Genomic DNA, 26,259 nt, shown 5'->3' with positions numbered 1-26,259 from the left:
GCCCGAGGAGGGTGCCGCTCCCGTGCCGCCACGTCCCGACACCGCCCGGCGCGGATCACCGCCGCGCACCCGGCAGCGCACCCGGCTGCGCGCCCCGCTGGTCGTGCTGGTGCTGTGCGCGCTGCTGCCGGTCAGCACCGGGCTGTCCACCGCGTTCGGCGCCGAACCGCTGCCGATCGGGCCCGTCGCGGACGCGCTGCTGAGCCGGATCACCGGCGGGGTCCCCGCCGACCTGGTGCACGACACGATCGTCTGGAACCTGCGGTTGCCGCGGGCGCTGCTTGCCGTGGTCGTCGGCGCCGGGCTGGCGCTGGCGGGAGCCGCGATGCAGACGCTGGTGCGCAACCCGCTCGCCGACCCGTACCTGCTCGGGGTGTCCTCGGGGGCCGGGGTCGGCGCGACCCTGGTGATCACGACGGGGTTGTTCGCCGGGGCCGGGATCTGGGCGCTGTCGGCGGGTGCGCTGACCGGGGCGCTGTGCTCGGCGCTGCTGGTGTTCGGCGTCGCCGTCGCGCAGGGCGGGCTGACGCCGCTGCGGCTGGTGCTGATCGGCACGGTGCTGGGGTCCGCGTTCTCGTCGGTCGCGAGCTTCCTGGTGTTCCGCAGCGCCGATCCGGCGGCGGCGCAGTCGGTGCTGTTCTGGCTGCTGGGCAGCCTCGCCGGAGCCGAGTGGTCGCAGCTGGCGCTGCCCGCCGGTGTCGTGGCGGTGGCGGGCGTGGCGCTGTTCGCGAGCAGCGGCTGGCTCGACGCGCTCAGCACCGGTCCGGACACCGCGGCCGCGCTGGGCGTGCCGGTGCGGGAGCTGCGGATCGCGCTGTTCGTGCTGCTGGCCGTGCTGGTCGGGGTGCTGGTGGCGGTCTCCGGTGGCATCGGGTTCGTCGGGCTCGTCGTGCCGCACCTGGCGCGGCTCGTCGTCGGCGCCCGGCACCGGGCGCTGCTGCCGGTGGCCGCGCTGGGCGGGGCGCTGTTCCTGCTGTGGGTGGACGTCGCGACCCGGGTGCTGGTGCGGCCCACCGAGATCCCGCTGAGCGTGGTGTCCGGGCTGATCGGCGCGCCGGTGTTCCTGGTGCTGCTGGGCAGGCGCCGCTACTCCTACGGCGGTGCGTCGTGAACGCGCCGGTGCAGGTGACCGGGCTGCGCTGCGCGCTCGGCGACCGCACCGTGCTGCGCGAGCTGACCTGGAGCGCCACCGCGGGCGAGACGATCGGCGTGGTCGGCCCCAACGGTGCCGGGAAGTCCACGCTGCTACGCGCCCTCGCCGGGATCCTGCGCCCCGCGGCCGGGGAGGTGCTGGTCGACGGCGTGCCGCTGCACCGGCTGCCCGCGCGGAAGCGGGCGCGCCGGGTCGCGCTGGTCCCGCAGGAGGAGGACCTGCCGCCGGACTTCCTCGTCGGCGAGTTCGTCGCGCTCGGCACCACCCCGTACCGGGCGCCGTGGTCCGGGGGCGGCGACGCGGAGCGCGCGGCGGTGGCCGCGGCGCTGCGCTCGGTGGACCTCGCCGGTTTCGAGGAGCGGCCGGTGGACCGGCTCTCCGGCGGCGAGCGCAGGCGGGTGCTGCTGGCCCGCGGGTTCGCCCAGCGCACCCCGCTGCTGCTGCTCGACGAGCCGACGAACCACCTCGACGTGCACCACCAGCTGGACCTGCTGCGGCTGGTGCGCGCCGCGGACCGGACCTGCGTGCTGAGCCTGCACGACCTGGCACTGGCCGCCGCGACCTGCGACCGGGTGCTGGTGCTGCACGACGGCACCGCCCGCCCGCTCGCCGCCCCGGACGAGGCGCTGGCGCCCGAGGTGGTCCGCGAGGTCTTCGGCGTCGAGGCCACCCCCGTCACCCATCCCCGGACCGGCAGGACCCACCTGCTCATCGGGGCCGCACCGAACGAGGACGCACCATGCGACGACACGCCCGGACGCTGATCGCGGTCACCGCCGCCGCCCTGCTGGCCTCCTGCGGGACCGCCGCGCCCGGCGGGCCGGGCGGGCCGACGATCACCGTCGACAACTGCGGGGCTCCCGCCGAGTTCCCCGCGCCCGCGCAGCGGATGTTCGTCAACGACGGCAACATGATCTCGATGGTGCTGGCGCTCGGCGCGCAGCAGCAGGTCACCGCCGTGTCCAGCCTGCAGCGCGACGCCGACGTGCTGCGCCGCCACTACGGGGACGCGGTGGACCGGCTGCCCGTCGTCGCGCCCTCCTCCCCGTCGCGGGAGGCGGTGCTGGCGCAGCGGCCCGACGTGGTGGTCGCCGGGTGGAACTACGGCTACAGCGAAACGACCCGGCTCACCCCGGACGGCCTGCGCGGCGCGGGCATCGCCGGGTACGTGCTGACCGAGAGCTGCCGGCAGGGCGCCGGGAAGGCCCGCGGCATCGTCGAACCGTGGCAGGCGCTGCGCACCGACCTCACCAACCTCGGCGCGATCACCGGGCGGACCGAGCAGGCCGCGCAGGTCAACGCCGACGTCCAGCGGCGGCTCGACGCGCTGCGCGCAGCCCCGCAGCCGCAGCGCCGGCCGACGATCTTCCTGTTCGACAGCGCCAGCGACACCGTGTTCTCCAGCGGGAACAAGGGCGGGCCGCAGGCGATCATCGACGCGGCGGGCGGGCGCAACGCGCTCGAGGACGTCCGCGACACCTGGACGAAGGTGTCCTGGGAGCGGGTCGCGGCGTCGGACCCGGACGCGTTCCTGTTCGTGGACTACCCGCCGCAGACCTTCGCGGAGAAGGTGGCGATGCTGCGCTCGCGGCCCGGCATCGACCGGTTGCGGGCGGTCACCGAGCAGCGGTTCCTCAACCTGCCGTACTCGATGTGGACGTCCGGTCCGCTGAACATCGACGCCGCCGAGCAGGTCCGCGCCCAGCTGGAGCGCTGGGACCTCGTCCCGCCGTCCGGCCTGGTCCCCCGCTCCGACGACCGCGTCGGCTGAGCCGCCCGCCGGCCCGCGCCCGCTGGGCGAACGGGCCACTCACCTGGCGAGATCGGGATCGATGGGACGCGGTCGTCGGGGTGGGCGCCTAGGATGCCGGACCGGGCGGCGGCGCCGCACAGGACCGCCGCACAGCACTGGGCACCGCACTCCGGGGGAGACGACGATGAGCCACGACCGGCAGGCGCAGCACGCCGCCGACAGCCACGACCTGATCCGGGTGCACGGCGCGCGGGTGAACAACCTGCGGGACGTCAGCGTCGAGCTCCCGAAGCGGCGGCTGACCGTGTTCACCGGCGTGTCCGGCTCCGGCAAGAGCTCACTGGTGTTCGGCACCATCGCCGCCGAATCGCAGCGGATGATCAACGAGACCTACAGCGCGTTCCTGCAGGGCTTCATGCCGACGCTGGCGCGGCCCGAGGTGGACGTGCTCGACGGGCTCACCACCGCGATCATCGTGGACCAGCAGCGGATGGGGTCCGACCCGCGCTCCACGGTGGGCACCGCCACCGACACCGGAGCGATGCTGCGCATCCTGTTCAGCAGGCTCGGGACGCCGCACATCGGTTCGCAGCAGGCGTTCTCGTTCAACGTGGCCTCGGTCAGCGGGGCGGGCGCGGTGACGATGGAGCGCGGCGGGCGCATCGTGAAGGAACGCCGCGAGTTCAGCGTCACCGGTGGCATGTGCCCGCGCTGCGAGGGCCGCGGCAGCATCTCCGACATCGACCTCACCGAGCTCTACGACGACTCCAAGTCGCTGGCCGAGGGCGCGTTCACCATCCCCGGCTGGAAGTCGGACAGCTTCTGGACGGTCCGCACCTACGCCGAATCCGGGTTCCTGGACCCGCACAAGCCGATCCGCGACTTCACCGCGCGGGAGATGCGCGACTTCCTGCACCGCGAGCCGACGAAGGTGAAGGTGGAGGGCGTCAACCTCACCTACGAGGGCCTGCTCCCGAAGATCCGCAAGTCGTTCCTGTCCAAGGACGTCGAGTCGATGCAGCCGCACATCCGGGCGTTCGTGGAGCGCGCGGTCACGTTCGCGACCTGCCCGGACTGCGACGGCACCCGGCTCACCGCGGCGGCCCGCTCCTCGAAGATCGGCGGGCTGAGCATCGCGGACGCGTGCGCGATGCAGATCAACGACCTCGCCGAGTGGATCGGCGGCCTGGACGAGCCGTCGGTGGCGCCGCTGCTGGGCTCGCTGCGCGGCACGCTGGAGTCGTTCGTGGAGATCGGGCTCGGCTACCTGTCGCTGAACCGGCCCGCGGGCACCCTGTCCGGCGGCGAGGCGCAGCGGGTGAAGATGGTGCGGCACCTCGGTTCCTCGCTGACCGACGTCACCTACGTGTTCGACGAGCCCACCATCGGCCTGCACCCGCACGACATCCAGCGGATGAACGACCTGCTGCTCCGGTTGCGGGACAAGGGGAACACGGTGCTCGTGGTGGAGCACAAGCCGGAGACGATCGTGATCGCCGACCACGTCGTGGACCTCGGCCCCGGCGCCGGTTCGGCAGGCGGCGAGGTGTGCTTCGAAGGGGACGTGGCGGGCCTGCGGTCGGCGGGCACCACCACCGGCAGGCACTTCGACGACCGGGTCGCGCTGAAGACCTCGGTGCGGGAACCGTCCGGGGCGATCGAGGTGCGCGGCGCGCACGCGAACAACCTGCAGGGCGTGGACGTGGACATCCCGCTCGGGGTGCTGGTGGCCATCACCGGTGTCGCCGGGTCCGGCAAGAGCTCCCTGGTGCACGGTTCGCTGCCGAAGGACGCCGGGGTGATCTCCATCGACCAGGCCCCGATCCGCGGTTCGCGGCGCAGCAACCCCGCCACCTACACGGGGCTGCTCGACCCGATCCGCAAGGCCTTCGCGAAGGCCAACGACGTGAAACCGGCGCTGTTCAGCGCGAACTCCGAGGGCGCCTGCCCCGGCTGCGGCGGTGCCGGCGTGGTCTACACGGACCTGGGGATGATGGCCGGGGTCGCCACCACCTGCGAGGAGTGCGAGGGCAAGCGGTTCCAGCGATCCGTGCTGGAGCACCGGCTCGGCGGGCGCGACATCAGCGAGGTGCTGGCGATGTCGGTGGCGCAGGCCGAGGAGTTCTTCGCCGACGGCGAGGCGAAGACCCCCGCCGCGCACCGCGTGCTGCGCAGGCTCGCCGACGTCGGCCTCGGCTACCTCACGCTCGGCCAGCCGCTGACCACGCTGTCCGGTGGCGAGCGGCAGCGGCTCAAGCTCGCCACCCACCTGTCCGAGAAGGGCGGCGCGTACGTCCTCGACGAACCGACCACCGGCCTGCACCTGGCGGACGTGGAGCAGCTGCTCGGGTTGCTGGACCACCTGGTGGACGCGGGCAAGTCGGTGATCGTCGTCGAGCACCACCAGGCGGTGATGGCGCACGCCGACTGGATCATCGACCTCGGCCCGGGCGCGGGCCACGACGGCGGCCGGGTCGTCTTCGAAGGCACCCCGGCCGACCTGATCGCGGCCCGCACCACCCTCACCGCCGAGCACCTCGCCGACTACGTGGGGGCCTGAGGAACTGCTCAGCTGGTCGGACGTTCACCTCGTTCGGCTCCGAGATGCGCTTCGGTAGCATTCGGGCCGTGGGCGTGCTGCGGTGGAGTGAGTTGCTGGCCGGTTCCGCCGGCCGCTCTTGGCGCACAGTTCGAGTTGAACGCTCAGTGCTGGCGATCGTGCACAACGTGACCGCGGCTACCCGGCTGCTCGACATCCTCCCGTTCTGGGCCGCAGACCACCGCATCCAGACCGCGTTCACCTGCATCGGGTCGAGTGCTTTCACCACGGGGACCACGGAGTTCCTCGCAGCGCACGACATCATCCCCGTCCCCTGGGCCGAGGCGATGTCCCAGGATTTCGACCTCGCGGTGTCCGCCAGCTACGGCGGTCCGCTGCACGAAGTGACTGCTCCGCTCTTAGTCGTACCGCACGGAATGGGATACAATAAAACACTGACGAAACCCGGAAACCCGGAAACCCGGAAACCCGGAAACCCGGAAACCCGGAAACCCGGAAACCCGGAAACCCGGAAACCCGGAAACCCGGAAACCCGTTTTCGGGTTGTCCGATGAATGGCTGCGCCACGAAGGCGAACTCATCCCCTCCACGACGGTTCTCTCGCACGTCGAGCAGGTCGACAGGCTGCGAGAACACTGCCCGGAAGCCGTCGACGTGGCGCTCGTCGCCGGTGATCCGTGCTTCGACCGGATCCTGGCCAGCGTTCCACTGCGGGAGACCTACCGGCGGAGTTTCGGGGTCCACCCCGGGCAGCAGCTGCTCTTCGTCTCCTCGACTTGGGGAACTTCCTCCCTGTTCGGGCAGGACTCGTCGATCGTGGCCCGATTGGCCGAACGACTCCCGTTGGACGAATACCGCATCGTCGTCGCCTTGCACCCGAACGTCTGGCACGGGCATTCTCCATGGCAGGTGCGGATGTGGCTCGAGGACTGCGCCCGCGCCGGCGTCGTCGTCCTGCCTCCCGAAGAGGGCTGGCGGGCCGCGCTCATCGCCGCCGATCTCACCATCGGAGACCACGGTTCGGTCACTTTTTATTCGGCGGCTCTCGGCACACCACTGCTGGTGACCGCAGCGCCCGAGGAATCGCTCGACCCTGAATCGCCGATCGCCCGGCTCAACGCCGCAGCACCCCTGCTGGATCCGAATCGTGATCTGCTCGCTCAACTGGAATTCACCGCTCGCTCCCACCGGACCGAGCGGTTCGCCGGTTTGACGGAACTCGCCACCTCGGTGCCCGGTGAGTCCGCGAGGTTGTTGCGCACCGCGGTGTACGACTGGCTGGAGTTGGACGAACCCGATGTTCCCGCCGAACCCGTGGCGATACCGCTGCCTGACGTGGACTTGCCCGCACCACCCGGCCAGCTCGTGAGCGTGGAGGAGGGCGTCGGCGTTGAACTCCGGGTGCGCCGATACCCGGCGGCGAGTCCGGGCTCGTGGCCCTCAGGTGCCGGTTTCGTGCTGGTGACCGGTGTCCGATCCCCGTCCCGGCGGATGCTCGAGCTCGCCGACGTCGTGTTGCACGAGGAGCCGTGCACCGCCCCGGAGCAGTGGGCGCGGGCCTCGCTGGACGCGCTGCCCGGTTGCTTGCTCGCGGTCGTTCGGACTCCGGAGGGCCGGTGGCTCGCGGTCGCGCAGGACGGTCTGGCGGTGGTGTTCTCCGCCGCTCCCGATCTCGGTGCGGTCTGCGGCGCGATCCTGCACGGATGGTTGCGCGACCGGCTCGTTCCAGGCGAGTTCCCGCGGACGGTTCCGGTGCGTTCGGGTCACCGCCGGAGCACCTTCGGTGTCAGCGTGCGCCAGGGCTGAACCGGACCTGGCTCACGCTTCGAGCTCTGCCAGCCGCGCCTCGACCTGCTCGGCTTGCAACGACCAGCCTTGCGCGCGGTAGAGCGCCTGCGCTTCGCGCTGCTGGGCGCGTGCCTCCTCCCGATCGCCGTCGGCCAGCGCGAGATCCGCGAGGCCGAGCCGGATCTGGGCAACATCGGTGTGTCGGCGCAACTCGAGCATGGTGTCCAGCGCTTGGTGCAGGGCTGCGCCTGCTGCCTCCGCCACTCCCAGCTCGCCGAGGCGCATTCCCAGCCACATGCGGGTTTTCGCGGTGTTGACGGCATCGCTCTTCTCGAACCAGGCCACCGCCTCCTCAAGATGGAGCACCGCCTCGGATACGGGAGCCACCGAACCGAGATGCATCCGTGCCACGCCCACCCGCTGCGGATTGCCCGACCTCCGCGCCAGCTCGAGGTTCTCCTCGAACAACTCGCGGGCTTGCGCGATCTGGCCGAGACCACGTGCGGCCAGCGCCTGCGACTCGATCGCGGTGGCGGTCAGCTCCAGATCTCCGTGGTCGGTGCACAGCTTCCGCGCTTGCGCGAACAGTTCCGCCGCGGCGGCGTACTCCTGCCTGCCGAGCGGCGCGAAGCCGCGCTGCACGAGCGCGAGGGTGCGCACCAGCGGCAGTTCCCAGTGCTCAGCGAGCCGTTCGGCGTAGTGGCTCGTCTCTTCTAGATCGGCGAAGTCCTTGCTGTGCTCGTACAACGGCCACAGAGCGATCGCGAGCACGCACGTCTCGACCCGGCCCTCACGGTGATCATCGTCGATGACCGCCCGCAGCGTGCGCCGTTCGGCCTCCAACCACTGCTGAGCCTGTGCCTTCTCGACGTGGGCACCGCCCGAGGTCAAGCCGGGCCAGAACCGTTCGAGCCAGCCACGCTTCGGATTCATCGCGTGTCCGCAGCGCACCGCGGCGATCCGGTAGTAGCTCGCGAGGCGGTCGCGGATCTGCCGAGCTTCGGCACTCCTGCCTTCACCCAGCTCGGCACGCCGCCGGGCGTGCTCGCGCACCAAGCGGTTCGCCCAGTAGCGTTCCTTCCCCGTCGGGGTCACGAGCTTCGCTGCGACAAGTCGGTCCAAGTGCGCTTCGACGTCCTCCAGCTCCGCATCCAGCCCGGCGACGAGCGCTTCCAAGCTGATGTCCCCGTCGCCCTGGTGCTGGCCGAACGCCAGGTAGCAGCCGTGCTCCGCCGAGGTGAGCCGATCCGCGGCCGCATCGAACACGACGTCCACCGACAGCTCCGGGTCCCGGGAGAGCCCCCGCACCAACCGGCCTTCTCGCGAAAGCCGTGCCACTAGCGGAGCCACGGGGCGCTCGCCGCGTCCCAGGAGCAGCACTGCCGCCACCGACAGCGCCAATGCCGATCCTTGGCACAGTCCGATGAGCTCCTCCACTGCCGCCGGTTCCGCGTCCACGAGGGGCGCGCCCGCGATGCGGCGCAGGAGTTCTCGCGCCGACTCCGGTTCCAGCGGGGTGATCTCCACGAATGTGACCTGTTCGGTTGCGCGCAGTCCGCTGAGATCCCCCACGGAAGTCACCAGCACCGCGGATCGGCCCACTCCCGGCAGCAGGTGCCGCACCTGCGAGGCGCGAACGGCATCGTCGATGACCACGGCCACCCGCTTGCCGATGCTCCACTCCCGGAACCAGGCCGCGCGCGACGCCAGGCTGTCCGGTATCTCGTGCGACTCGAACCCCACGCGGATCAGGAACTGGCGCAGCGCCTCGCTCTCCGCCCCTGACGCTCCCGCGCCGTCCAGCCCTGAGCCCAACGGGGCGTAGAAGACCCCATCGGGAAAGGCATTCGAGTGCGCGAACACCCAGCGGTAGCCGGTGGCGCTCTTCCCACTCCCCGGCGGACCCACGATCACCGCGATCGCAGGAACCTGCCCCTCGTCCGGGGACCGGAGCAGTGCGGCGCTGATCTCCGACAGCTGCCGTTCGTTGTTGGTGTAGTGCGAAGTCGGGTTCGGCACCTGGTTTCGCAGCTCGGCCTGCCGCCAAGGCATGTGCAGGTGCATGTCCCCGGTGAGGGTGCCCACTTGGGCAACGACCTGCGCTGATCCCGTGTTCTCGTTGCGGTGACCGTCCGCCATCGAGGTCGCCCCCTGGTTCCGTCGAAGATCGGCACCAGCATAACGCTTGGTGATCGTGCGGAGTCAGACAATCACCGAGCTCGGGTCGGTGCAACGCCCGGCGATCGTCCGCATCGGTGGACGATCCGCGAACAACACGTCGGAGCACTGCGGTACCGCCACACCGTCCTCGATGTGGAATTGATCGAACGAAGCCGACATCGCGTCGGCGCCGACGATCCCGCAGCGCCGCAACGCGGTCTCCAGGAGCTGCCGGGACATCACTCCCAACGGCGCCAACTCCTGGTGCAGGTGCCCGCGAACCCCCAGGTTGACTTGGGCGAGCCCGTCCAGGCCGTACCCGGAGTGCGCGTCCAGCAGCAATCCGATCTCCACGCCGTAGCCCGGGGCGAAGGGAACGGACTCCAGGAATACCCGGCGCGCCGCGTACTCCCCGGCCAGCGGCTGCACCACTCCGCTCAGCTGCGGTCGCAGTGCCGACAGCAGCGGGCGGGCCAGCAGCTCGGTCACCCGACCACCCCCGGATTCCGCCTCGGCGGCGGATCTGGCGCCGTTATCCAGCGGACGCCGGTAGAAGCCCTTGACGAGAACCGGTTCTGGTGAGATCAACAACGGTCCGAGCAACGAGGGGACGATGCTCGCCTCACACTGGGTGAGGTCGGCGTCGACGAACACCACCAGGTCTCCAGTGATCGCAGCCAACGACCGCCACAGCGCCTCTCCTTTACCGGCACGCGGTGCGTAGCCCGGCAGCACGTCCTCCCGATGCACCACTCGAGCGCCGGCGCGTTCGGCCGCGGCTGCCGTCTCGTCCGTCGAGCCCGAGTCGACCACGACCAGTTCATCGACCAGGGGCGGCCCGTTTCGAGCGGGATCGGTCAGCGGCAGCAGCGTCGACACGACGCGCCCCACAGTGCCCTGCTCGTCCAGTGCGGGGAGGACCACGCTCACCCGCCGCTCGCCTTTCAGCTCCGCGAGCTCCGGCACCGTCCACTCGGGCCGTTGGAAGGTGCGCCGTCGGAACCAGTCGTGCACTGCCGGGTCCACGATCAGCGTCCTCCCGTTCGCGTCCGCGGTGATCGATCCTGCCGAATGCGGTGCTCCGCGCACTGCTCACCGGCGTCGATCATCTCAGGGACGGAATCCTAGTCGCGCGATCACCGTCCGGCGGGCTCGCGCACGAGCCCGCCCGGTGGTCAGCCCTGGTGCCAGAACAGGGCTTCCGGGTTCTGCTCGGTCGGGCCGTCGAGGACGGGCTGCGGCAGGCCGCGCAGGTGCCGGTCGAGGAACGCCGCGACGTAGCGGTTGCCGAGTTCGGTGCCGCGGGCGCCGGACAGCGGTTCTCCCGGCCGTTCGATGCCGAGCTGGTCGGCCAGCACCGACAGGTCGATGGCGGTGCTGTGCCCGGAGCCGTTCAACGTGATCCACCGCTTCCAGCCGTGCAACCGCTCCCAGGTTCGGTCCCACGAGTCGTCGACGCCGCCCGGCGCGTGCGCACCCGCTCCGAACAGCAGGAACGGGCGGTCGAGCGGTTCGGCGGGGGCGAAGAACGTGCCGTCCAGGTCGGCGCCCGCGTCGATCCGCGGATCGTCGTGCATCGTCTCGGCGGCACTGGCGCCACCGATGGAGTGCCCGACCATGCCGATCGAGTCCGGGTCGACGAGCGGGCCGAACCGCGGGTCCCGCAGGAACTCGTCGAGGAAGAACCGCACGTCGAGCGACCTGCCGCGCACCACACCCGCGAAGTCCGCGGTCTCGCACGCATCGCACTCGGTGACGTGGCCGTCGGGGAACTCGATGCCCGCCGCCTCGTGGTCGTGCCCGATGGCCGCGACCACGTAGCCGCGGGAGGCGAGGTCCTCGGCCATGCCGCTCATCGTCGCGCGGGGGAACGAGAATCCCGGCGAGAGCACCACCAGCGGATGCCCGTCCGGGGTGCGCTGCGGCGGGGCGTCGACCTTCGCGTGGGTGGCGACGGTGCTGAGCACCTCGGGGTCGTCGACGGGCGGGGCGCCGTGCTCGGCCTGGAGCTCCAGGAACAGCCGCGATTCCACCGGGCTCAGGTAGCGGGCCGGCTGCCCCACCGCCTCGGCCGCCGGGTACCAGACGGTGATCATCAGTTCCCGCGCGCCGGTCGGTACCCACGGGTCGGGGCGGGATTCGTCCCGCAGGTGCAGCGAGCCGGTGCCGACCGGGTTCGGACCGGTCGGCGCGGGCAGTTCCGGCCGCGGCACAGCCGGTGCCGCGGCCGATGCCGGTACCGGTGCGAGCAGCAGTGCCGCGGCCGTGGCGGCTCCGGCGAGTCGAGTGGTTCTGCGCATCTTCTCCCCAGCGGGTAGCAGGATTCCGCCGCAGCGGATCTCCCCTGCACCTTGTCGCACCGATCTCCCCGGCACCTCGGGAATTCCCCTGAGAACCGTGCCCGGGGAACCCGGCGGTGACCGTTCACCCGGCGGGATGCGGGCGCCACCCCATCCCGTTCGGGTCGTGCCAGGAGGTTCCGGTGGCGGCGACCCGGGGCGGGGTGGTGAGCCAGCACGTGGCGTCCGGGTCCCAACCGGCCAGCACCGAGGCGCGGTCCCCGTCTACGGGGATCGCGATCCCGGCGGTGGTCAGGTAGCCGGTCACGGTGAGGTGCACGGCGTCGTGGTGGCGCGCGACCTCGGACCAGTCCGGCAGCACCCAGCGCCCGTCCCGGCCGGTGGTGCGATACCAGTCGTGGCGGTGGCTCGCCGACACCTCCAGCGGATGGTCGCGGCACAGCCTGGCCCACGCCTCGGGGCCGTCGATCTCGTAGACCTCGGCGTCCGGCGGAACCTCGGCCGGGTGCGCGGTCGCGTCCTCCCAGCCCATCCCGTCCTCGACGAACCACAGGCCCGCGGGCCCGTGCTCGCCGATGTTCCGCGTCGTCCACGGCAGTTCGCACGGCGGGCCGGACCACCAGATCGCGCTGAACGGGGCGTCGATCGAGCGCGGCCACTCGCGGCGCGCGCGTTCCTCCGTGGACACCTTCTCGATGCGCCAGCGGGCCAGGGCACGTTCCGGATCGACCGGTCCCGGGGCGGCGGTGCCGGGGCGGAAGGTCACCAGCCACTGGGACTCGCGGTCGAGCGGACTCGTCCACCAGTTCGCCGCCGCGCAGCCCGCGAGCGCCACGGCCACCGGTTCCAGCGCCGCGCGGATCGGCGGCGCGGCGGCGAGCACGTCCCTCCCGTCCGGTTCCTGCCAGTAGCGGGCGGCGGCGACCGCTTCCGCCAGCACCCGCACCAGGTCCGCCGCACCGGGCTCGGGCGGCGGGAGCGCGGCGAGCAGGTCGGCGATCTCGGCGTTCGACGGGTGCGGCGGAGGGTCCACGTCGGACCCGGGGCCGAACACCACAGATGTGCCCGGGGCCGCATCCACGTGGTGCGCCGCGAAGAACACCGCGCGGCGCGCCGCCTCCCACCGCTCGTCGTCCCCGGAGGACAGCGCCAGTTCCAGGCAGCACCGGCGGCCGCGCGGCCCGGACAGCAGGGATTCCGCGGTGGGGAACACGGTCGCCACCGTACCCATCCGCTGGGATCGATCGGGCCGGGACGCGCGAACGGACACCTCCGCTCGCCCGAAAGAGCCCGCGCCGCAACGGCGATCGTGCTCGTCCGCGGCGAACGGATCAACGCTCTCCGCCCGGAATCCGGCGGAGGTGGTCAGTTCCAGCCATCGGCGCCGTTCCGGGTCCGGTCGCGGGAAAGATCCCGATCTCGCCGGGCGAACCGCCCGCGCATTCCCCGAAAGGTGCAAGACGTGCGCAGAAGGACATTCCTGGCAACGACCCTGGCCTCGGCGCTGGCCGTTCCCGCGCTGGCCCGGACCGGCCTGGCCGCGCCCGCGGTGCGCGCCCCGGAACCGCCACCGGAAACGTGGCAGGAGCACTGGTTCGAGCATTCCGAAGAGCTGCGGCTCGCCGACCACAACGACACGGTCGCGCTGTACTTCGACCGGGACGTGGACCAGGCCGCGAGCGAATGGCTCCTGCCGTACCTGACGTCGATGTGGCAGTACGCGCAGCGGACCTACGGCAACTCCGGGAACCGGATGAACGAGGACCGCCTGTACTCGATCCACCACGAGGGCAAGCACTTCGGCGGGCACCCGTCCACCGTGTACGACGAGTCGCACGACCACCGCAACGTCAGCGACGTCGGCGGCACCGACTGGACGACCCCGCAGTACGAGATCGTCACGCACGAGACCGGCCACATCGTCGAGCTCATCGCCGCCGGCAAGCACGGTTCGCCCGCGTTCGGCCTGTGGGGCGACAGCAAGTGGATGGAGTTCTACATCTACGACGTGTACGTCGGGCTCGGCATGGAGGCCGAGGCGCAGGACTTCTTCGACCGGATGTCGGCCGACGACCACGTGGACGACTTCCCGCGCGAGGGCACGCACTGGTTCCGCGACTGGTTCCACCCGCTGTGGCGGGACCACGGCGGCGCGCAGGTGATGGTGCGCTACTTCGCGCTGCTGGGCGAGCACTTCCCGGCGTCGGGCGACTCGTTCTCCCGCGAGCTGAACTGGGGCGAGTTCGTGCACTTCATGAGCGGCGCCGCGGAGACGAACCTGAAGGAGCTCGCCACCGGAGCCTTCGGCTGGCCGGACGACCGCGAGCAGCAGTTCACCAAGGCCCGCCAGGAATTCCCCGGAATCACCTACTGACAGTCCACACAGGACCAGAACTGCAAAGGGCGGGGGAGCACCTGATTCAGGTGCTCCCCGCCCAGCAGAGCCATCACCGCCCAGAACCGCGGCCCTGGTCTTTCGCCTGTCAGCGGCGAAGCCGATGAGCTGACGACCACGCACGCCACCGGCACCGCCGCGGGTTCTCAGCTGGTCCCTCGCGAGGACAGCGATTTCTCATGTGGCGGAGCCACCTGCGAAATCGATCCCGCAGCGAGGGACCAGCTGAGGTTCCGCCACCTCACCCGACGAGCAACGGGAGCGGGGACATCAACCCCCGAAACCCTGAAGCAGCTTCGTGAATTCGTAGGGCTGTTGTTCGATGCTGCTGCACGTCGGCGACACCGCGCCACCCGGGCAGCCGCCGTTGTCCCGCCCGGCCGACCAGAACGACAGCAGGCCGATCTGGTTCTCGTTGGCCCAGTCCACCAGCTGCTGCGCGTGTTCCTGGGTGAACTCGTTGCCGTTGAAGTTGCGGCCGATCATCGGCGTCACGCCGAGCTTGGCCTTGAGCCCGGCTTCGTCGACGTCCGGCCAGACCTGCTTCATCTGCCCGAGGGTCGCTTCGGCGGCGGCGATGACGGCCTCGCCCCACGGCTTCTGCGAGCCGAACTCCATCGCCATCGGGTTGACCAGCACGTCGACGCCGTGGTCGGCGGCGCTCTGCAGCACCTGCAGCGAGTACGGGTCGAGCCCGGTCTCGTCGCTCTGGACCCGCAGCGTGTAGCTGACCTGCGTGCCGCGTTCGGCCTGCAGCTTCGCGAGCGCCTCGTTCACCATGTCGTGCTGGATGGTGGCTTCGACGTCGATGTCCAGGTGGTTCGAGCCGGTGGTGTCCAGAATGGACTTGTAGGCGTCGAGCAGCTCGTCGGAGGTGCCGCAGACGCTCTCCAGGTACGGGCCCATCGCGCCGCCGGTGGCGACGATGACGTCCCCGCCCTGCGCGCGCAGCTCGTCGATCTGGCCGATGATCCGCTGGTCGTCCAGCGCCGCTTCGCCGCCCCACATCGGGGTGCAGCCCGCGGCGCTGCCGAGCACGAAGGCCAGGGTGAAGTTCTGCTGCCCGGTGGCCTCGGCGACCTCGGGCAACGTCGGCGATTCCTGCATCACGTCGATGTAGGGCGCGGTCTTGATGGCGGGCGCGTCCGGCGCGGCGAAGGCGGCGGGCACCGCGGGCGCGTCCGGCGCGGCGGCCGCGGCGCCGACCGCGGTCAGCGGGAGCATGGTTCCGGCGGCGACGGCCGCCAGCAGCTTCGGGAGCTTCTTCATCAGGTTTCTCCTGACCATCACTGGTATTCGGCGAGGATCTTGGTGAACTCGTAGGGCTGCTGCTCGATGCTGCTGCACTTGCCGTCGGCCCAGCCGCCCTCTTCGGTGCACACGCGGTCCCGGTTCAGCGCCCAGTACGAGAAGCGGCCGATCTGGTGCTCGTTCGCGTAGTCCAGCAGCGCGCGGAACGTGTCCGGGGTGAACAGCTCGCTCGGCTGGTCGGTGTGGCCGTTCATCAGGATGACGCCGGTGTGCGCGTAGGCGGCGGCGTCGTCGAGCTCGGGGTGCAGTTCGCGCAGCTGCCCGTGGAAGGCCTCGGCGACGGAGATCGCGCTGTCGGCCATCGTGTCGCCGGGGCCGCCGTAGTCGAAGTCCATGATCTTGAACAGGTCGATCTCGGCGCCGATGTCCTTCGCGCGCTGGATCTCGGCCTTGCCCGCCTCGTTGAGGCCCACCGTGGTCATCGGCAGGGTGAGCGTGACGTGCAGCTCGGGGTTGCGCTCCTTCAGCGTCTTGATCGCCTCGAAGCGCTTGGTCTCGCCCGCGACGTCGCCGAGGTCGTCGCCTTCGACGTCGAGGTCGATGTGGGTGAGCTCGTACTTGTCGATCACCTGCTGGTAGGCGTCGGCCAGCGCGGCCGAGTCGGCGCAGGCCGCCCCGAGCTCGATGCCGTTGTAGCCGCCGAAGGACACCGACAGGTCACCGCCGGCCGCGCGCACCGCGTCGGCCTTCGCCTTGACCGCGGTGTCGGTGGCGACCTCCTGGTCGGCCTTGCCGTCCCAGGTGGGGGTGCAGCTGCCCGCGTCGGGGGCGAGCACGAACGCGAAGATGTAGTCGCGCTGGCCGCTGGATTCGATCGCCTCGGCGATGTCCTGCGGGTCGTTGTCCAGCGGCATGTAGTAGGGCGCGGCGCGCAGGTCGCCCGCGGCTTCCGGAGCGGGTGCCGGTGCGGTGCCCGCTGCTGCCGCGGCGCCGGTGAACGGCAGCACCAGCAGTCCTGCTGCCAGCGCCGCCATGCGGATCGTTCTGGTCGTCAACGGGTACTCCCCTCTACCGGTTCCGGCCGGGTGGCCGGACGGTGGTGCGGACGAGAGATCCGGAGCGCGCCGCGCTCGGCCCCGGGTCCGGCGCGGACGCATTCGTGATCCACTGTCGAACGCGCCGCACCGTATGTGGACTAGACCACACGGTCAACGGGTCCAGACCACTTTGGCGTAGATGCGAAACGCTCCCGTCGCCGAGCGGCGACCACCCGGCCGATGCGTCAGCATGGAGGCCCGCCGGGCGCGGATTCCGCACCGCCCGGCGGACTCCCGCGGTGAGGGGGACGAGATGACCGAACTCGGAACCGGACCACTGGTGGTGGGAGTGGACGGGTCGGGCACCGCCCGCGGCGCCGTCCGCTGGGCCGCCGGTGAAGCCGCTCGCCGCCGCCGGGCGCTGCGCATCGTCTACGCCGACGTGTTCGCCATGCCCGTGCTGCCCGATCTCCCCGGCGTGCGCCGCTCGACCGCGCCCAGCACCGAAGTGCGCGCCGAGGTGCGCAAGTGGCTCGCCGACGCCGCCGAGATCGCCGAGCGGGAGAGCCCCGGTCTGGAGGTGCGCACCGAATCGGTGCCCGGCTCCCCCGCCTCGGTGCTGATCGAGGAATCGGCCTCGGCCGGGCTCGTGGTGGTCGGCGACCGCGGGCTCGGCGGGTTCTCCGGATTGCTCGCCGGGTCCGTCGCGGTCGCGGTGGCCGCGCACGGGCACTGCGCGACCGCGGTGGTGCGCGGCCGCGGCGAGCCCACCGGCGGGCCGGTCGTGGTCGGCCTGGACGGGTCCCGGCAGGCGGCCGTGCTGCTGGAGCACGGGTTCGCCGCCGCTGCCGCGCACGACGTGCCGCTGCACGTGGTGCACACCTGGAACCTCGTCGGGGTGGACTCGAAGTGGATGCGGGTGGGGCTCGCCACCGACGAGATCGAGGAGGGCTCGCACCGGCTGCTCGCCGAGCTGATCAGCGGCCGCCGGGAGCGCCATCCGGACGTGGAGGTGCAGCGCTTCGTCGTCAAGGGCTCGCCCGCGGCGACGCTGCTGGAGCACGCGGCCGGGGCGACGCTCGTCGTGGTCGGCACTCGCGGGCGGGGCGGATTCACCGGGCTGCTGCTGGGGTCCACCAGCCAGGCCTTGATCCACCACGCGCCCTGCCCGGTGCTGATCGCCCGGACGCCGAAGCGGTGAGCTGCGTCCCGGACCGCTCGGAATCCACCGCCGGGTGACGCATGATCGGGCGCGGCCGTCCGCACCGGCGGCCACCCCCGAGCCCCGGAGGTCGCCGGATGCCCGAACGTGACGACGTGCCGCAGCGGGCGCTGGTGCTCGTCGTGCGGCCCACCCCGTCCGGCGTGGACGAGCGGTCGCTGGCGGCCGTGGTGCGCGCCGTCGCCGCGGAGACCGGCGGACCGGTGCTCGCCGCGCACCTCGACCAGGGCGAGCCCTCCGTGCACGACGTCCTGGACCGGCTCGACGCGGACGGCACCGGCACCGCCGTGCTCGTGCCGCTGGCGCTGCCCGACGACCGGTACCTGGCTTCCTGGCTGGGCAAGGCCGTCGCGAACTGGCGGGAGACCCGCGCGGGCGCGCTGGAGGTGCGGATGGCGCGCGGCCCGGCCGCGGGCGCCGGGCTCGCCGCGGCGATCGCCCGGCTCGCGGACGACACCGCGCCGATCACCGCCTCCCCCGCCGGATTCCGCAGCCCCTCCTGGTCGGTGCTCGACGTCCCGGACCGGCACCTGTTCGTCTGCCGCGGCCCGCGCTGCACCGCGCACGGCGCGGGGCCGGTGCACCGCGCGCTCGCCGACCTCGTCCGCGGGACCACCACCAAGGTGACGCCCGCGGGCTGCTTCGGCCCGTGCAACCTCGGCCCCCTCGTCATCGACCACCCCGGCGGCGCATGGCACCAGAACCTCGGCCCCGACGGTGCGGCGGAGCTCCTCGACCGCCCCTGATTCCCGCACGCCGTGGCCGCGGGGGCCGGGGCGCGCGCCAGGGCCGATGATCGGCCGGCCGGAGGTGCTCGGGGACTGACGTGGGCAAACATGTGATGATGTGGGGACGATGCCGCGAACCAGTGAACTTCCGACCCCACCGCGCTCCACGGCCGGCGGGCGCGGCGAGCGCCCGCGCCGCCGGATGAGCCCCGAGGAACGCCGGGACCACCTGCTCGCCACCGCCCTGGAGCTCTACGGCGAGCGGGCCATGGACGACGTGTCCGTGGACGACATCGTGGCCGCGGCCGGGGTGTCCCGCGCCCTGTTCTACCGCTACTTCTCGAACCTGCGGGAAGTGCACGTCGCGGCGTTGACCACCGTCGTCGACGAGCTGATCGAGCGGATCACGCTGCCACCGGACGGCGACCTGATCACGCAGCTGCGCTCCGCGCTGGCCGAGTTCGTGTCCTCGGTGGAGGCGTTCGCCAGCAGCTACACCGCGCTGCTGCGCAGCGGTTCCACCATCGCCACCAGCGAGACCGAGACGCTGGTGGACAAGGTGCGCAACCACGTGGTGGACCTGGTGTGCCAGCGGATCGGCATCGTGGACCCGTCGGCGCTGCTGCTGCTGACGCTGCGCGGCTGGGTGGCGCTGGTGGAGACGACGTGCGTGACGTGGCTGGCCACGCACAACCCGCCGCGCGAGGTGTTCGAGCACTGGCTGACCGACCAGCTTATCACCATGGTCAGCACCACCGCGGGCCACAGCGAGCAGGCCGCCGAGGAGATCGCGCCGCTGCTGCGCGAGCTGAGCTGACCGCCGGTCCGCGGCGCGCGCCCATCCCGGGCGACGGCCGAGCCGCCGACCCGGCCCCCACCGAAGCGGCGCGGGCTACCTGCCGAAGCGGCGGGCGGCGCCGAGCAGTTCCGGCACGGTCGCGAACTTGACCCGCGGGCGCCCGGCGCGTTCGCCGCGCTCCCGCTCCGCCTTGTCGATGTCGAGCATCCCGCGGCGGCCGATGGAGCGCGGCGCGCGGGTGCGCACCAGCCGGTCGAACCCGGTGCGCGCCGGTTCGCGGAGGCGCCCGGCGGCCGCGTCGTCGAGCAGGGAGCCGACGGTGTCGCGCGCGCAGCCGCGGTTGGTGCCGATCCCGCCGGACGGCCCGCGCTTCGCCCAGCCCACCACGTAGGTGCCGGGCAGCGGGTTCCCCCCGGTGTCGAGCACCCGGCCGCCCGCGTTCGGCACGGTCGCGGTGACCTCGTCGAACGGCAGCCCGATGATAGGGGTGGCGCGGTAGCCGATGGCGCGGACGAGCAGTCCGGCGGCGATCTCACCACCGTCGCGGACCCGCACCGCGCGCACCCGGTCGTCGCCGCGCACCTCGGCGGGGGCGGCGCCGAAGCGGAACACGAGTCGCTTGCCCGCCGCGGGGGCCGCGGTCCGGTCGACGTCCTCGACGGGGAGTTCGGCGAGCAGTTCCGCCTTGCCACCGGGTTCGGGCTCGGCGAACGCCGTGCGCACTTCCGGCCCGTCCTCGACCACGGCCCGCACTCCCGGCAGGTGGCGCATGGCGTGGAATTCGGGCGCGGTGAACGCGGCGTGCTCCGGTCCGCGCCGCGCCAGCAGCACCACTTCCCGCACCCGGCTGCCGCGCAACCGGGCCAGCGCGTGGTCGGCGATGTCGGTGGCGGCCAGCTCGTCCGGCTCGCTGAGCAGGATGCGCGCCACGTCCAGCGCCACGTTCCCGTTGCCGACGACGACGGCCCGCTCCCCGGACAGGTCCACGTCCAGGTCGGCGAAGTCCGGGTGCGCGTTGTACCAGGACACGAACGACGTCGCGGAGACGCTGCCGGGCAGGTCCTCGCCGTCGATGCCGAGTTCGCGGTCCGTGGCCGCGCCGACCGCGTAGATCACCGCGTGGTGGTGCGCGGCCAGGTCCTCGTGCGTGACGTCCCGGCCGACCTCGACGTTCATGTGCATCCGCAGCCTGGGGTGCTTGTACAGCCAGGAGAAACCGTCGGCGATCTTCTTCGTCGACTGGTGGTCCGGTGCCACCCCGGAGCGCAGCAGTCCGCCGGGCAGCGGCAGCCGGTCGAGCATGGTGATCTCGGCGCCGGTGTCGCGCAGCAGCGCCTGCGCGGTGTAGCAGGCGGCCGGTCCGGTGCCGACGATGGCGACGCGCAGCGTGCCCGGGTACTCCGGCAGCGAGCGCGGGAAGGTCGGCGCGGTCCACTCGTTGGACACGTCCGCGGTCTCGTAGTACTCGCGGTTCATCCGGGCGTATTCGGTGTCGGCGCCGCGCAGCCGGTCCACCGGGAAGATCGCGTCCACCGGGCACGCGTCGGCGCAGGCGCCGCAGTCGATGCAGGCCTGCGGGTCGACGTAGAGCATGTCGGTGCGGCCGAAGTCCGGTTCGTCCGGCGTGGGGTGGATGCAGTTGACCGGGCACACCGACACGCAGGAGGCGTCGGTGCAGCAGGTCTGGGTGATCGCGTAGGCCATGGTGGTTCCTCGTCCGCCCGACGACCGCCAGCGGCAGGTCGTTCCGTCGCTGCCCGGTGCTCCCCCGCGCGGGCCGCCGCGGGCACCGGTCCGCGGCGGCCGACTCCGGGCTCAGATCATGTTGACGCGGCGGTAGATCGCCATCGCCGGGCGGTTCAGCAGGCCCGCTTCGGACAGGAAGTCCATCAGGTGCACGCAGCTGTTGCGCAGCATGGACTTGCGGTGCTCGTTGCGCCGCACCGCGGCGACCGCGCGGTCGGGGTCCAGGCCGACGGAGGCGTAGACCTCCTTCTGCACCAGGTTGGACGCGACGATCTCGGCGACCACGGCGATGAGCAGCGCGCTGGCGTTGCGGCGCACCGGGCCCGCTCCGCGCATGCTCTCCTTGATCTCCTGGCGGGCGAACTTCATGTGCCGCGCCTCCTCCACCACGTGGATCTTGCTGGTGGTGCGCACGATGCCGAGCACGTTCTCGCCGCGCATCCAGTCGCGCTGCATGACGTCGAGGATCTCCTCGGCCACCAGGATGCCGCCGTAGGCGGATTCGGCGCCGGCGAGCGTCTTGAACAGCCGGCCGAGCTGGGCGATGAGCCGCGGCGGCAGGTAGGCGGGGACCTCCATCTTCGCGCAGGCGCGGGCGAACATGATGGAGTGCCTGCACTCGTCGGCGATCTCGGTGAGGGCGAACTGGAACTCGGCGTTGGCGGGGTTCTTGACGTACTGGTCGCGCAGCACCATCTGCTGCAGGATCATCTCGAACCAGATGCCGATGCTCATCACCGAGCAGACCTCGTGCCGGGTGAGCGTGACCCGCTGCTGCTCGGTGAGCTCGTCCCACAACGGCGTGCCGTAGAGGGTGCTCCACTCCGGGTTCAGGCCGTACTCGTCCGGGGGCAGCGGCGATTCCCAGTCGACCTCGGTGGCGGGGTCGTAGGACAGGGTGGCCGCCGAGTCCAGCAACCGCTGCGACACGTCCTCGTCGGCGGCGGTGCGCTGCGCGGATTCCGCTGGTGCGCTGGTCATCGTTGACACCTCCACTGGGCCCTCCCACGGGCCGGGCCGGCTGCGGGCTGGTGGGGTGGCCGGGTCGGGCCGCCACCCCTGTGAGACACGTTGTCATATTAGACAGAGTGTCAATAAGATGTCGAGCCGAGCACCCGATAGCGCCCTGAACTGCGCAAACCTGATCCTCGGCAACCCGGACCACAATCAAGTCAGTCAACTGCCTTACAGTGGCGGGCGAGGCCGACGAAGGGAACGCTCCGATGTCCGTCCTGTCCCGCCCCGCGCTCGCGGTCCTCGCCGCGAAGGCCATGCAGCTCGCCACCGCCCGGGTCCGCGCACCGCGCGACCGCTTCCCCGAATTCCCCGCCCGCACCTCGGAGATCACCGTCCCGACCGCCGCGGGTCCGGCCCGCGCCGTGCTGTACCGGCCCGAGGAGACCGGGGAACCGGCGCCGCTGCACGTCAACCTGCACGGCGGCGGCTTCGTCATGGGGCTGACCGACATGGACGACCCGCTGTGCAGGCTGCTCGCCGCGAGCGCGCGGGTGGCGGTGCTCAACGTGGACTACGCGCTGGCGCCGCAGCACCCGTTCCCCACCCCGCCGCACCAGGCCTTCGAGGTGGTGCGCTGGGCCGCCGAACACGGCGAGCGGCACGGCTGGGACGGCTCCCGGCTGTCGGTCGGCGGGCAGAGCGCCGGTGGCTCGCTCACCGCCGCGGTCGCCCGCCAGGCCTTCGAGCAGGGCGGGCCGCCGATCGCGCTGCAGGTGCTGCACTACCCGGCGCTGGACCTGGTCACCCCGTTCCGGGACAAGGGTTCGCCGCTTCCCAAGCCGATGCTGCGCCCCTGGATGGCGGAGGTCTTCAACGCCTCCTACGTCCGGGACCGGCGGTGGGCCGGGGACCGGCTGCACTCCCCCGCCGCGCCCGGCGACACCACCGACCTCACCGGCATCGCGCCCGCGCTGGTCATCACCGCCGAGCACGACGTGCTGCGCGGCGAGGGCGACCGCTACGCGGAACGGCTGCGCGCCGCGGACGCACTCGTGCACCACCACCTGGTCACCGGCGCCGATCACGGCTACGACGTCCGGGACCAGGACCGGGCCCGCGCGAGCTACGAGCTGATCGCGCGCCACGTGCGGGAGGCGCTGCACCCGCAGCAGGACGCGCGCTGACACCGGAAACCGCCCCGAACCAGGAGAACGCGATGACCCCGCTGTCCCCCGAGTCCACAGTGGCCGAATGGCTCGACCACCCCGCGGGCGGCCCGATCCTGCGCCGGATGCTCGCCGAGAACGGGCAGAGCGCCGGGACGCTGCGCGCCGTGCGGCGGTTCCGGATGAGCAGGCTCGTCGCGCTCAGCGGCGGGCGGCTCAGCGCCGAGGAGGTGGAACGGCTCGCCGCCGAGGCGAACGCGACCGCGCCCGGCGACGCGGTCGACGTTCCCGGCTCGGCCGACGTCCCCGGCTCGGCCGACGTTCCCGGGGCGGCCACCACCGCGCCACCGCCGCGACCGGAAGGGCGGGAGCGCTGCACGCCCGGCCGGTTCACCGGCAGCACCGTCGTCATCACCGGCGCGGGCTCCGGCATCGGCCGCGCCACCGCCTCCCGCGTCGCCCGCGAAGGCGGCCGGGTCGTGGCCGCGGACCTCGACCGGGACCGCCTCGACGCGCTGGCCGCCGAGCTCGACGCGCAGGCCTGGCACCCAGGGCACCCAGGTCCAGGGCACGAGATCGTGCCGGTGCGTGCCGACATCACCGACGCCGACGGGATCGCGGCGATCGTGCAGGCCGCCGACGGCAGGGTCGACGCGCTCGCCAACATCGCCGGGATCACCGACGGGATGGTGCCGCTGCACGAGGTGGACGACGAGCTGTGGCACCGGGTCTTCGAGGTCAACCTGCACGGCATGTTCCGGCTGACCCGGGCGGTGCTGCCGCTGATGCGGGCCGCCGGCCGGGGTTCGATCGTCAACGTGTCCTCGGAGGCGGCGCTGCGCGGTTCGACGGCGGGCGCCGCCTACACCGCGTCGAAGCACGCGGTGGTCGGGCTGACCCGCAGCGCCGCGTTCATGTACGGCCCGGACGGGATCCGGGTGAACTCGGTGGCGCCGGGCGGGGTGGCGACGGGCATCGAGGGCGCGATGAACTCGGCGCTGGGCCGGGAGCGGATCGAGCCGACGCTGGCGGCGCTGCCGGACATCGCCGAACCGGAGCACGTGGCCGCGTCGATCGCGTTCCTGCTCAGCGAGGACTCGGTGAACATCAACGGCGCGCTGCTGCCCTCGGACGGGGGCTGGTCCGTCCAATGAGGACGACCAGATGCCTCGCACCGGCAGCGCCTTGCATTCAGTCAACTGACTGAATTACTCTTGTCGGCACCACCTCCCACCACCAGGAGCCCGCGTGAGCCAGCCAGCCCCGCCGAACGACTCGGCGATCTCCACCCGCCGCACCGGGTTCGGCCCGGCGCCGGACGTCGCCGCGCTGCGCTCGCACGACGGGATCACCCGCATCCGCACCCCGTTCGGCCCGTCCGCCTGGCTGCTCACCCGGCACGCCGATGTGCGCCGGATGCTCGGCGACGCCGAGACCTTCCGCAACGGCTGGGGACCCGAGGACCTCGACGGCGGGCGGCGCGACCCGCGGCAGCTCTCCGGTGAGCGCAGCGGCAACCTGCTCGCGCTCGACCCGCCGGACCACACCCGGCTGCGCCGGATGCTCACCCCCGAGTTCACCGTCCGCCGGATGCGGCGCCTCGAACCGCGCATCACCGAGATCGTCGACGAGCACCTCGACGACCTCGAACGGCACGGGCCGCCCGCCGACCTGGTCTCCCGGTACGCGCTGCCGATCCCCTCGCTGGTCATCTGCGAACTGCTCGGCGTCCCGCCCACCGACCGGCCCGAGTTCCAGGAGCGCACCAGCCGCCAGCTCGACACCACCCTGCCCGAGGAGGAGAAGGTCGAGCTGTCCCGGCAATCCCTCGCCTACATGAGCGGACTCGTCGACCGGGCCCGGCAGGACCCCGGCGAGGACCTGCTCGGCATGCTGATCCGGGACCACGACGCGGAGTTGAGCAACGCCGAGCTGATCGGCATCGGGAACCTGCTGCTCGTCGCCGGGCACGAGACGACCTCGAACATGCTCGGCCTCGGCACGCTCGCCCTGCTGCGCCACCCCGAACAGCTGCGGCTGGTGCGCGACGAACCGGACCACGTCCCGGGCGCCGTCGAAGAACTGCTGCGCTGGCTCAGCGTGGTGAACAGCGGGTCGCCGCGGATGGCGACCCGGGACGTGGAGTTCGCCGGCGCCACGATCCGCCGCGGCGACCTCGTGTCGTTCAACCTGCCCGCGGCCAACCGCGATCCGGAGCTGCTCGACGATCCGGAGCGGCTGGACGTGGCGCGGTCCGCGAGCCCGCACGTCGGTTTCGGGCACGGCATCCACCACTGCATCGGCGCTCCGCTCGCGCGGATGGAGATGCGCATCGCGTTCCCCGCGCTGCTGCGCCGATTCCCCGAGCTGCGGCTGGCGATCCCGGACGACGAGGTCCCCTTCGCCACCGACCACGCCATCTACGGGCTCAAGGAGCTCCCGGTCGCCTGGTGATCGACCGCCGACCCGCTCCGCTCGGCACGTCGCGCCTCCAGTCGGCCGCGCGTCGAAGAGGGGCCGAGCACCTGAGCGACCGGCACCGCCGGTCCTCCGCGCGAGGAGGGCGCCGAGGTTCCGCCGCCTGACGCGCCCAGCGGGGACATCGGCAGTGGCGCTAGCGGGCGGCGGCCACCAGGTCGGTGATCGCCACCTCCAGATCGGGCGGGCGCAACGGGTTGACGCTCACCCAGCCGCCCGCCGAGCCGATCCGCAGCCGCCCGGCCGGACCGTCCACCCAGGACAGTTCCGTGCGGTCCCGGACCGCGCCGGACCGGTCGCGACGGGCGGCGCCGAGCTGGCGCAAGATCCTCGGTGCCACCGAGCGGGACCCGGTCTTCAGCGCCGACCGGGGCGGTTACCGGTTCCACGGCGCCGCGGTGCTGGACTCGGCTCGACGGCTGGCCGCCGCGGCGCACCGCGCGCAGCAGGCCGGAGACGTCCGCCGTCCGCCGAGCCTGGCGTGCAGCGCGGCGATCCGCGCGCCGTCGCGGTGCGAGGCGAACCGGCTCCGGGTCCGGTTCGGCGAGCACCTGCCGAAACCGCTGCTCGGCGAGCGGCCCGGCCACCACCTGGCGGCTCCGCTTCGCCCTCGACGGCGATCCGGTGGCGCGCGCCCGCTTCCTCGGGCCGGAGTGCGGTTGGTGCACCACTCCTGATTGGACGGTGGCGACCCGCGGCTTCTGATCTCGCCGGGGCGTGCATTGCCAACCCCGCGCAACAATGGTTAGGCTAACCTAACTAGAGC

23 protein-coding genes are annotated in these 26,259 nt (G+C 72.2%); 14 read left to right on the top strand and 9 right to left on the bottom strand.

Annotated elements, in window-relative coordinates:
• The first annotated feature begins 22 nt into the window (after positions 1 to 22).
• The 6 genes from ABZ805_RS12245 to ABZ805_RS12220 all read left to right on the top strand — a co-directional run bounded on the left by ABZ805_RS12245 (position 23) and on the right by ABZ805_RS12220 (position 7,272).
• Positions 23 to 1,111 (top strand): iron ABC transporter permease, encoded by a 1,089-nt coding sequence (locus tag ABZ805_RS12245; protein ID WP_358438255.1) that lies wholly within the window; start codon positions 23 to 25, stop codon positions 1,109 to 1,111.
• Positions 1,108 to 1,917: an ABC transporter ATP-binding protein gene (locus ABZ805_RS12240; protein ID WP_358438252.1), complete on the top strand. Its 810-nt coding sequence runs from the start codon at positions 1,108 to 1,110 to the stop codon at positions 1,915 to 1,917. Before ABZ805_RS12245 ends, ABZ805_RS12240 begins: the two co-directional genes overlap by 4 nt.
• A complete protein-coding gene (locus tag ABZ805_RS12235) occupies positions 1,893 to 2,924 on the top strand; it encodes an ABC transporter substrate-binding protein (protein WP_358438249.1) in 1,032 nt (343 codons plus the stop codon). Before ABZ805_RS12240 ends, ABZ805_RS12235 begins: the two co-directional genes overlap by 25 nt.
• A gap of 166 nt (positions 2,925 to 3,090) precedes the next feature.
• The gene (locus tag ABZ805_RS12230; protein WP_358438246.1) at positions 3,091 to 5,466 is read left to right on the top strand and encodes an excinuclease ABC subunit UvrA; all 2,376 of its coding nucleotides are present in this window, start codon (positions 3,091 to 3,093) and stop codon (positions 5,464 to 5,466) included.
• Positions 5,467 to 5,534: 68 nt separating this feature from the next.
• Positions 5,535 to 6,020 (top strand): hypothetical protein, encoded by a 486-nt coding sequence (locus tag ABZ805_RS12225; RefSeq protein WP_358438243.1) that lies wholly within the window; start codon positions 5,535 to 5,537, stop codon positions 6,018 to 6,020.
• On the top strand, positions 6,010 to 7,272 hold the full coding sequence (locus ABZ805_RS12220; protein WP_358438240.1) for a hypothetical protein: 1,263 nt from the start codon (positions 6,010 to 6,012) through the stop codon (positions 7,270 to 7,272). Before ABZ805_RS12225 ends, ABZ805_RS12220 begins: the two co-directional genes overlap by 11 nt.
• Before the next feature lie 12 nt (positions 7,273 to 7,284).
• Here ABZ805_RS12220 and ABZ805_RS12215 read toward each other — a convergent pair whose 3' ends face one another.
• The 4 genes from ABZ805_RS12215 to ABZ805_RS12200 form a co-directional block, all read right to left on the bottom strand.
• On the bottom strand, positions 7,285 to 9,393 hold the full coding sequence (locus ABZ805_RS12215) for a hypothetical protein (protein WP_358438237.1): 2,109 nt from the start codon (positions 9,391 to 9,393) through the stop codon (positions 7,285 to 7,287).
• Positions 9,394 to 9,456: 63 nt separating this feature from the next.
• Entirely contained in the window at positions 9,457 to 10,428 is a 972-nt protein-coding gene (locus ABZ805_RS12210; protein ID WP_358438295.1) for a glucosyl-3-phosphoglycerate synthase, read from the bottom strand.
• Between the two features lie 161 nt (positions 10,429 to 10,589).
• Complete coding sequence (locus ABZ805_RS12205) at positions 10,590 to 11,714, bottom strand: alpha/beta hydrolase (protein ID WP_358438234.1); 1,125 nt, start codon at positions 11,712 to 11,714, stop codon at positions 10,590 to 10,592.
• A 124-nt stretch (positions 11,715 to 11,838) separates the two neighbouring features.
• Complete coding sequence (locus ABZ805_RS12200) at positions 11,839 to 12,927, bottom strand: hypothetical protein (protein WP_358438231.1); 1,089 nt, start codon at positions 12,925 to 12,927, stop codon at positions 11,839 to 11,841.
• Positions 12,928 to 13,176: 249 nt separating this feature from the next.
• Here ABZ805_RS12200 and ABZ805_RS12195 point away from each other — a divergent pair, with 249 nt between their 5' ends.
• Positions 13,177 to 14,088 carry a hypothetical protein gene (locus ABZ805_RS12195; protein WP_358438228.1) on the top strand — a complete coding sequence of 304 codons (912 nt, stop codon included), beginning with the start codon at positions 13,177 to 13,179 and terminating at the stop codon, positions 14,086 to 14,088.
• 291 nt (positions 14,089 to 14,379) lie between these two features.
• Here the strand turns inward: ABZ805_RS12195 and ABZ805_RS12190 are convergent, their stop codons facing one another.
• Both ABZ805_RS12190 and ABZ805_RS12185 read right to left on the bottom strand, forming a co-directional pair.
• Entirely contained in the window at positions 14,380 to 15,378 is a 999-nt protein-coding gene (locus ABZ805_RS12190; RefSeq protein ID WP_358438225.1) for a chitinase, read from the bottom strand.
• 17 nt (positions 15,379 to 15,395) lie between these two features.
• Positions 15,396 to 16,415 carry a chitinase gene (locus ABZ805_RS12185; protein ID WP_358438223.1) on the bottom strand — a complete coding sequence of 340 codons (1,020 nt, stop codon included), beginning with the start codon at positions 16,413 to 16,415 and terminating at the stop codon, positions 15,396 to 15,398.
• Between the two features lie 295 nt (positions 16,416 to 16,710).
• Here ABZ805_RS12185 and ABZ805_RS12180 point away from each other — a divergent pair, with 295 nt between their 5' ends.
• The 3 genes from ABZ805_RS12180 to ABZ805_RS12170 all read left to right on the top strand — a co-directional run bounded on the left by ABZ805_RS12180 (position 16,711) and on the right by ABZ805_RS12170 (position 19,164).
• Positions 16,711 to 17,598: a universal stress protein gene (locus ABZ805_RS12180; RefSeq protein WP_358438220.1), complete on the top strand. Its 888-nt coding sequence runs from the start codon at positions 16,711 to 16,713 to the stop codon at positions 17,596 to 17,598.
• A gap of 98 nt (positions 17,599 to 17,696) precedes the next feature.
• Entirely contained in the window at positions 17,697 to 18,365 is a 669-nt protein-coding gene (locus tag ABZ805_RS12175; protein ID WP_358438217.1) for a (2Fe-2S) ferredoxin domain-containing protein, read from the top strand.
• Between the two features lie 184 nt (positions 18,366 to 18,549).
• Positions 18,550 to 19,164 carry a TetR/AcrR family transcriptional regulator gene (locus ABZ805_RS12170; protein ID WP_358438214.1) on the top strand — a complete coding sequence of 205 codons (615 nt, stop codon included), beginning with the start codon at positions 18,550 to 18,552 and terminating at the stop codon, positions 19,162 to 19,164.
• Positions 19,165 to 19,239: 75 nt separating this feature from the next.
• On the opposite strand, the gene ABZ805_RS12165 is transcribed toward ABZ805_RS12170, so the two are convergent.
• On the bottom strand, positions 19,240 to 20,850 hold the full coding sequence (locus ABZ805_RS12165) for an FAD-dependent oxidoreductase (RefSeq protein ID WP_358438211.1): 1,611 nt from the start codon (positions 20,848 to 20,850) through the stop codon (positions 19,240 to 19,242).
• 111 nt (positions 20,851 to 20,961) lie between these two features.
• The gene (locus ABZ805_RS12160) at positions 20,962 to 21,873 is read right to left on the bottom strand and encodes a diiron oxygenase (RefSeq protein ID WP_358438208.1); all 912 of its coding nucleotides are present in this window, start codon (positions 21,871 to 21,873) and stop codon (positions 20,962 to 20,964) included.
• A gap of 242 nt (positions 21,874 to 22,115) precedes the next feature.
• Between ABZ805_RS12160 and ABZ805_RS12155 the strand changes: the two genes are divergently transcribed.
• The 3 genes from ABZ805_RS12155 to ABZ805_RS12145 all read left to right on the top strand — a co-directional run bounded on the left by ABZ805_RS12155 (position 22,116) and on the right by ABZ805_RS12145 (position 25,469).
• Entirely contained in the window at positions 22,116 to 23,033 is a 918-nt protein-coding gene (locus ABZ805_RS12155) for an alpha/beta hydrolase (RefSeq protein ID WP_358438205.1), read from the top strand.
• A 32-nt stretch (positions 23,034 to 23,065) separates the two neighbouring features.
• Positions 23,066 to 24,169, top strand: a complete 1,104-nt coding sequence (locus tag ABZ805_RS12150) for an SDR family NAD(P)-dependent oxidoreductase (RefSeq protein WP_358438202.1) — start codon at positions 23,066 to 23,068, stop codon at positions 24,167 to 24,169.
• A gap of 94 nt (positions 24,170 to 24,263) precedes the next feature.
• Positions 24,264 to 25,469: a cytochrome P450 gene (locus ABZ805_RS12145; RefSeq protein WP_358438199.1), complete on the top strand. Its 1,206-nt coding sequence runs from the start codon at positions 24,264 to 24,266 to the stop codon at positions 25,467 to 25,469.
• Positions 25,470 to 25,629: 160 nt separating this feature from the next.
• Here ABZ805_RS12145 and ABZ805_RS12140 read toward each other — a convergent pair whose 3' ends face one another.
• Entirely contained in the window at positions 25,630 to 25,833 is a 204-nt protein-coding gene (locus tag ABZ805_RS12140) for an ESX secretion-associated protein EspG (RefSeq protein ID WP_358438197.1), read from the bottom strand.
• Here ABZ805_RS12140 and ABZ805_RS12135 point away from each other — a divergent pair.
• Positions 25,763 to 26,170 (top strand): hypothetical protein, encoded by a 408-nt coding sequence (locus tag ABZ805_RS12135; protein ID WP_358438298.1) that lies wholly within the window; start codon positions 25,763 to 25,765, stop codon positions 26,168 to 26,170. The two genes, ABZ805_RS12140 and ABZ805_RS12135, sit on opposite strands and share 71 nt — an antisense overlap.
• Positions 26,171 to 26,259: the final 89 nt, after the last annotated feature.

The organism is Saccharopolyspora sp. NPDC047091 (assembly GCF_040643635.1).
Taxonomy (GTDB): domain Bacteria; phylum Actinomycetota; class Actinomycetes; order Mycobacteriales; family Pseudonocardiaceae; genus Saccharopolyspora_C.
The sequence above is the reverse complement of the archived record's forward strand: the minus strand, read 5'-3'. Positions and strand labels throughout refer to the sequence as shown.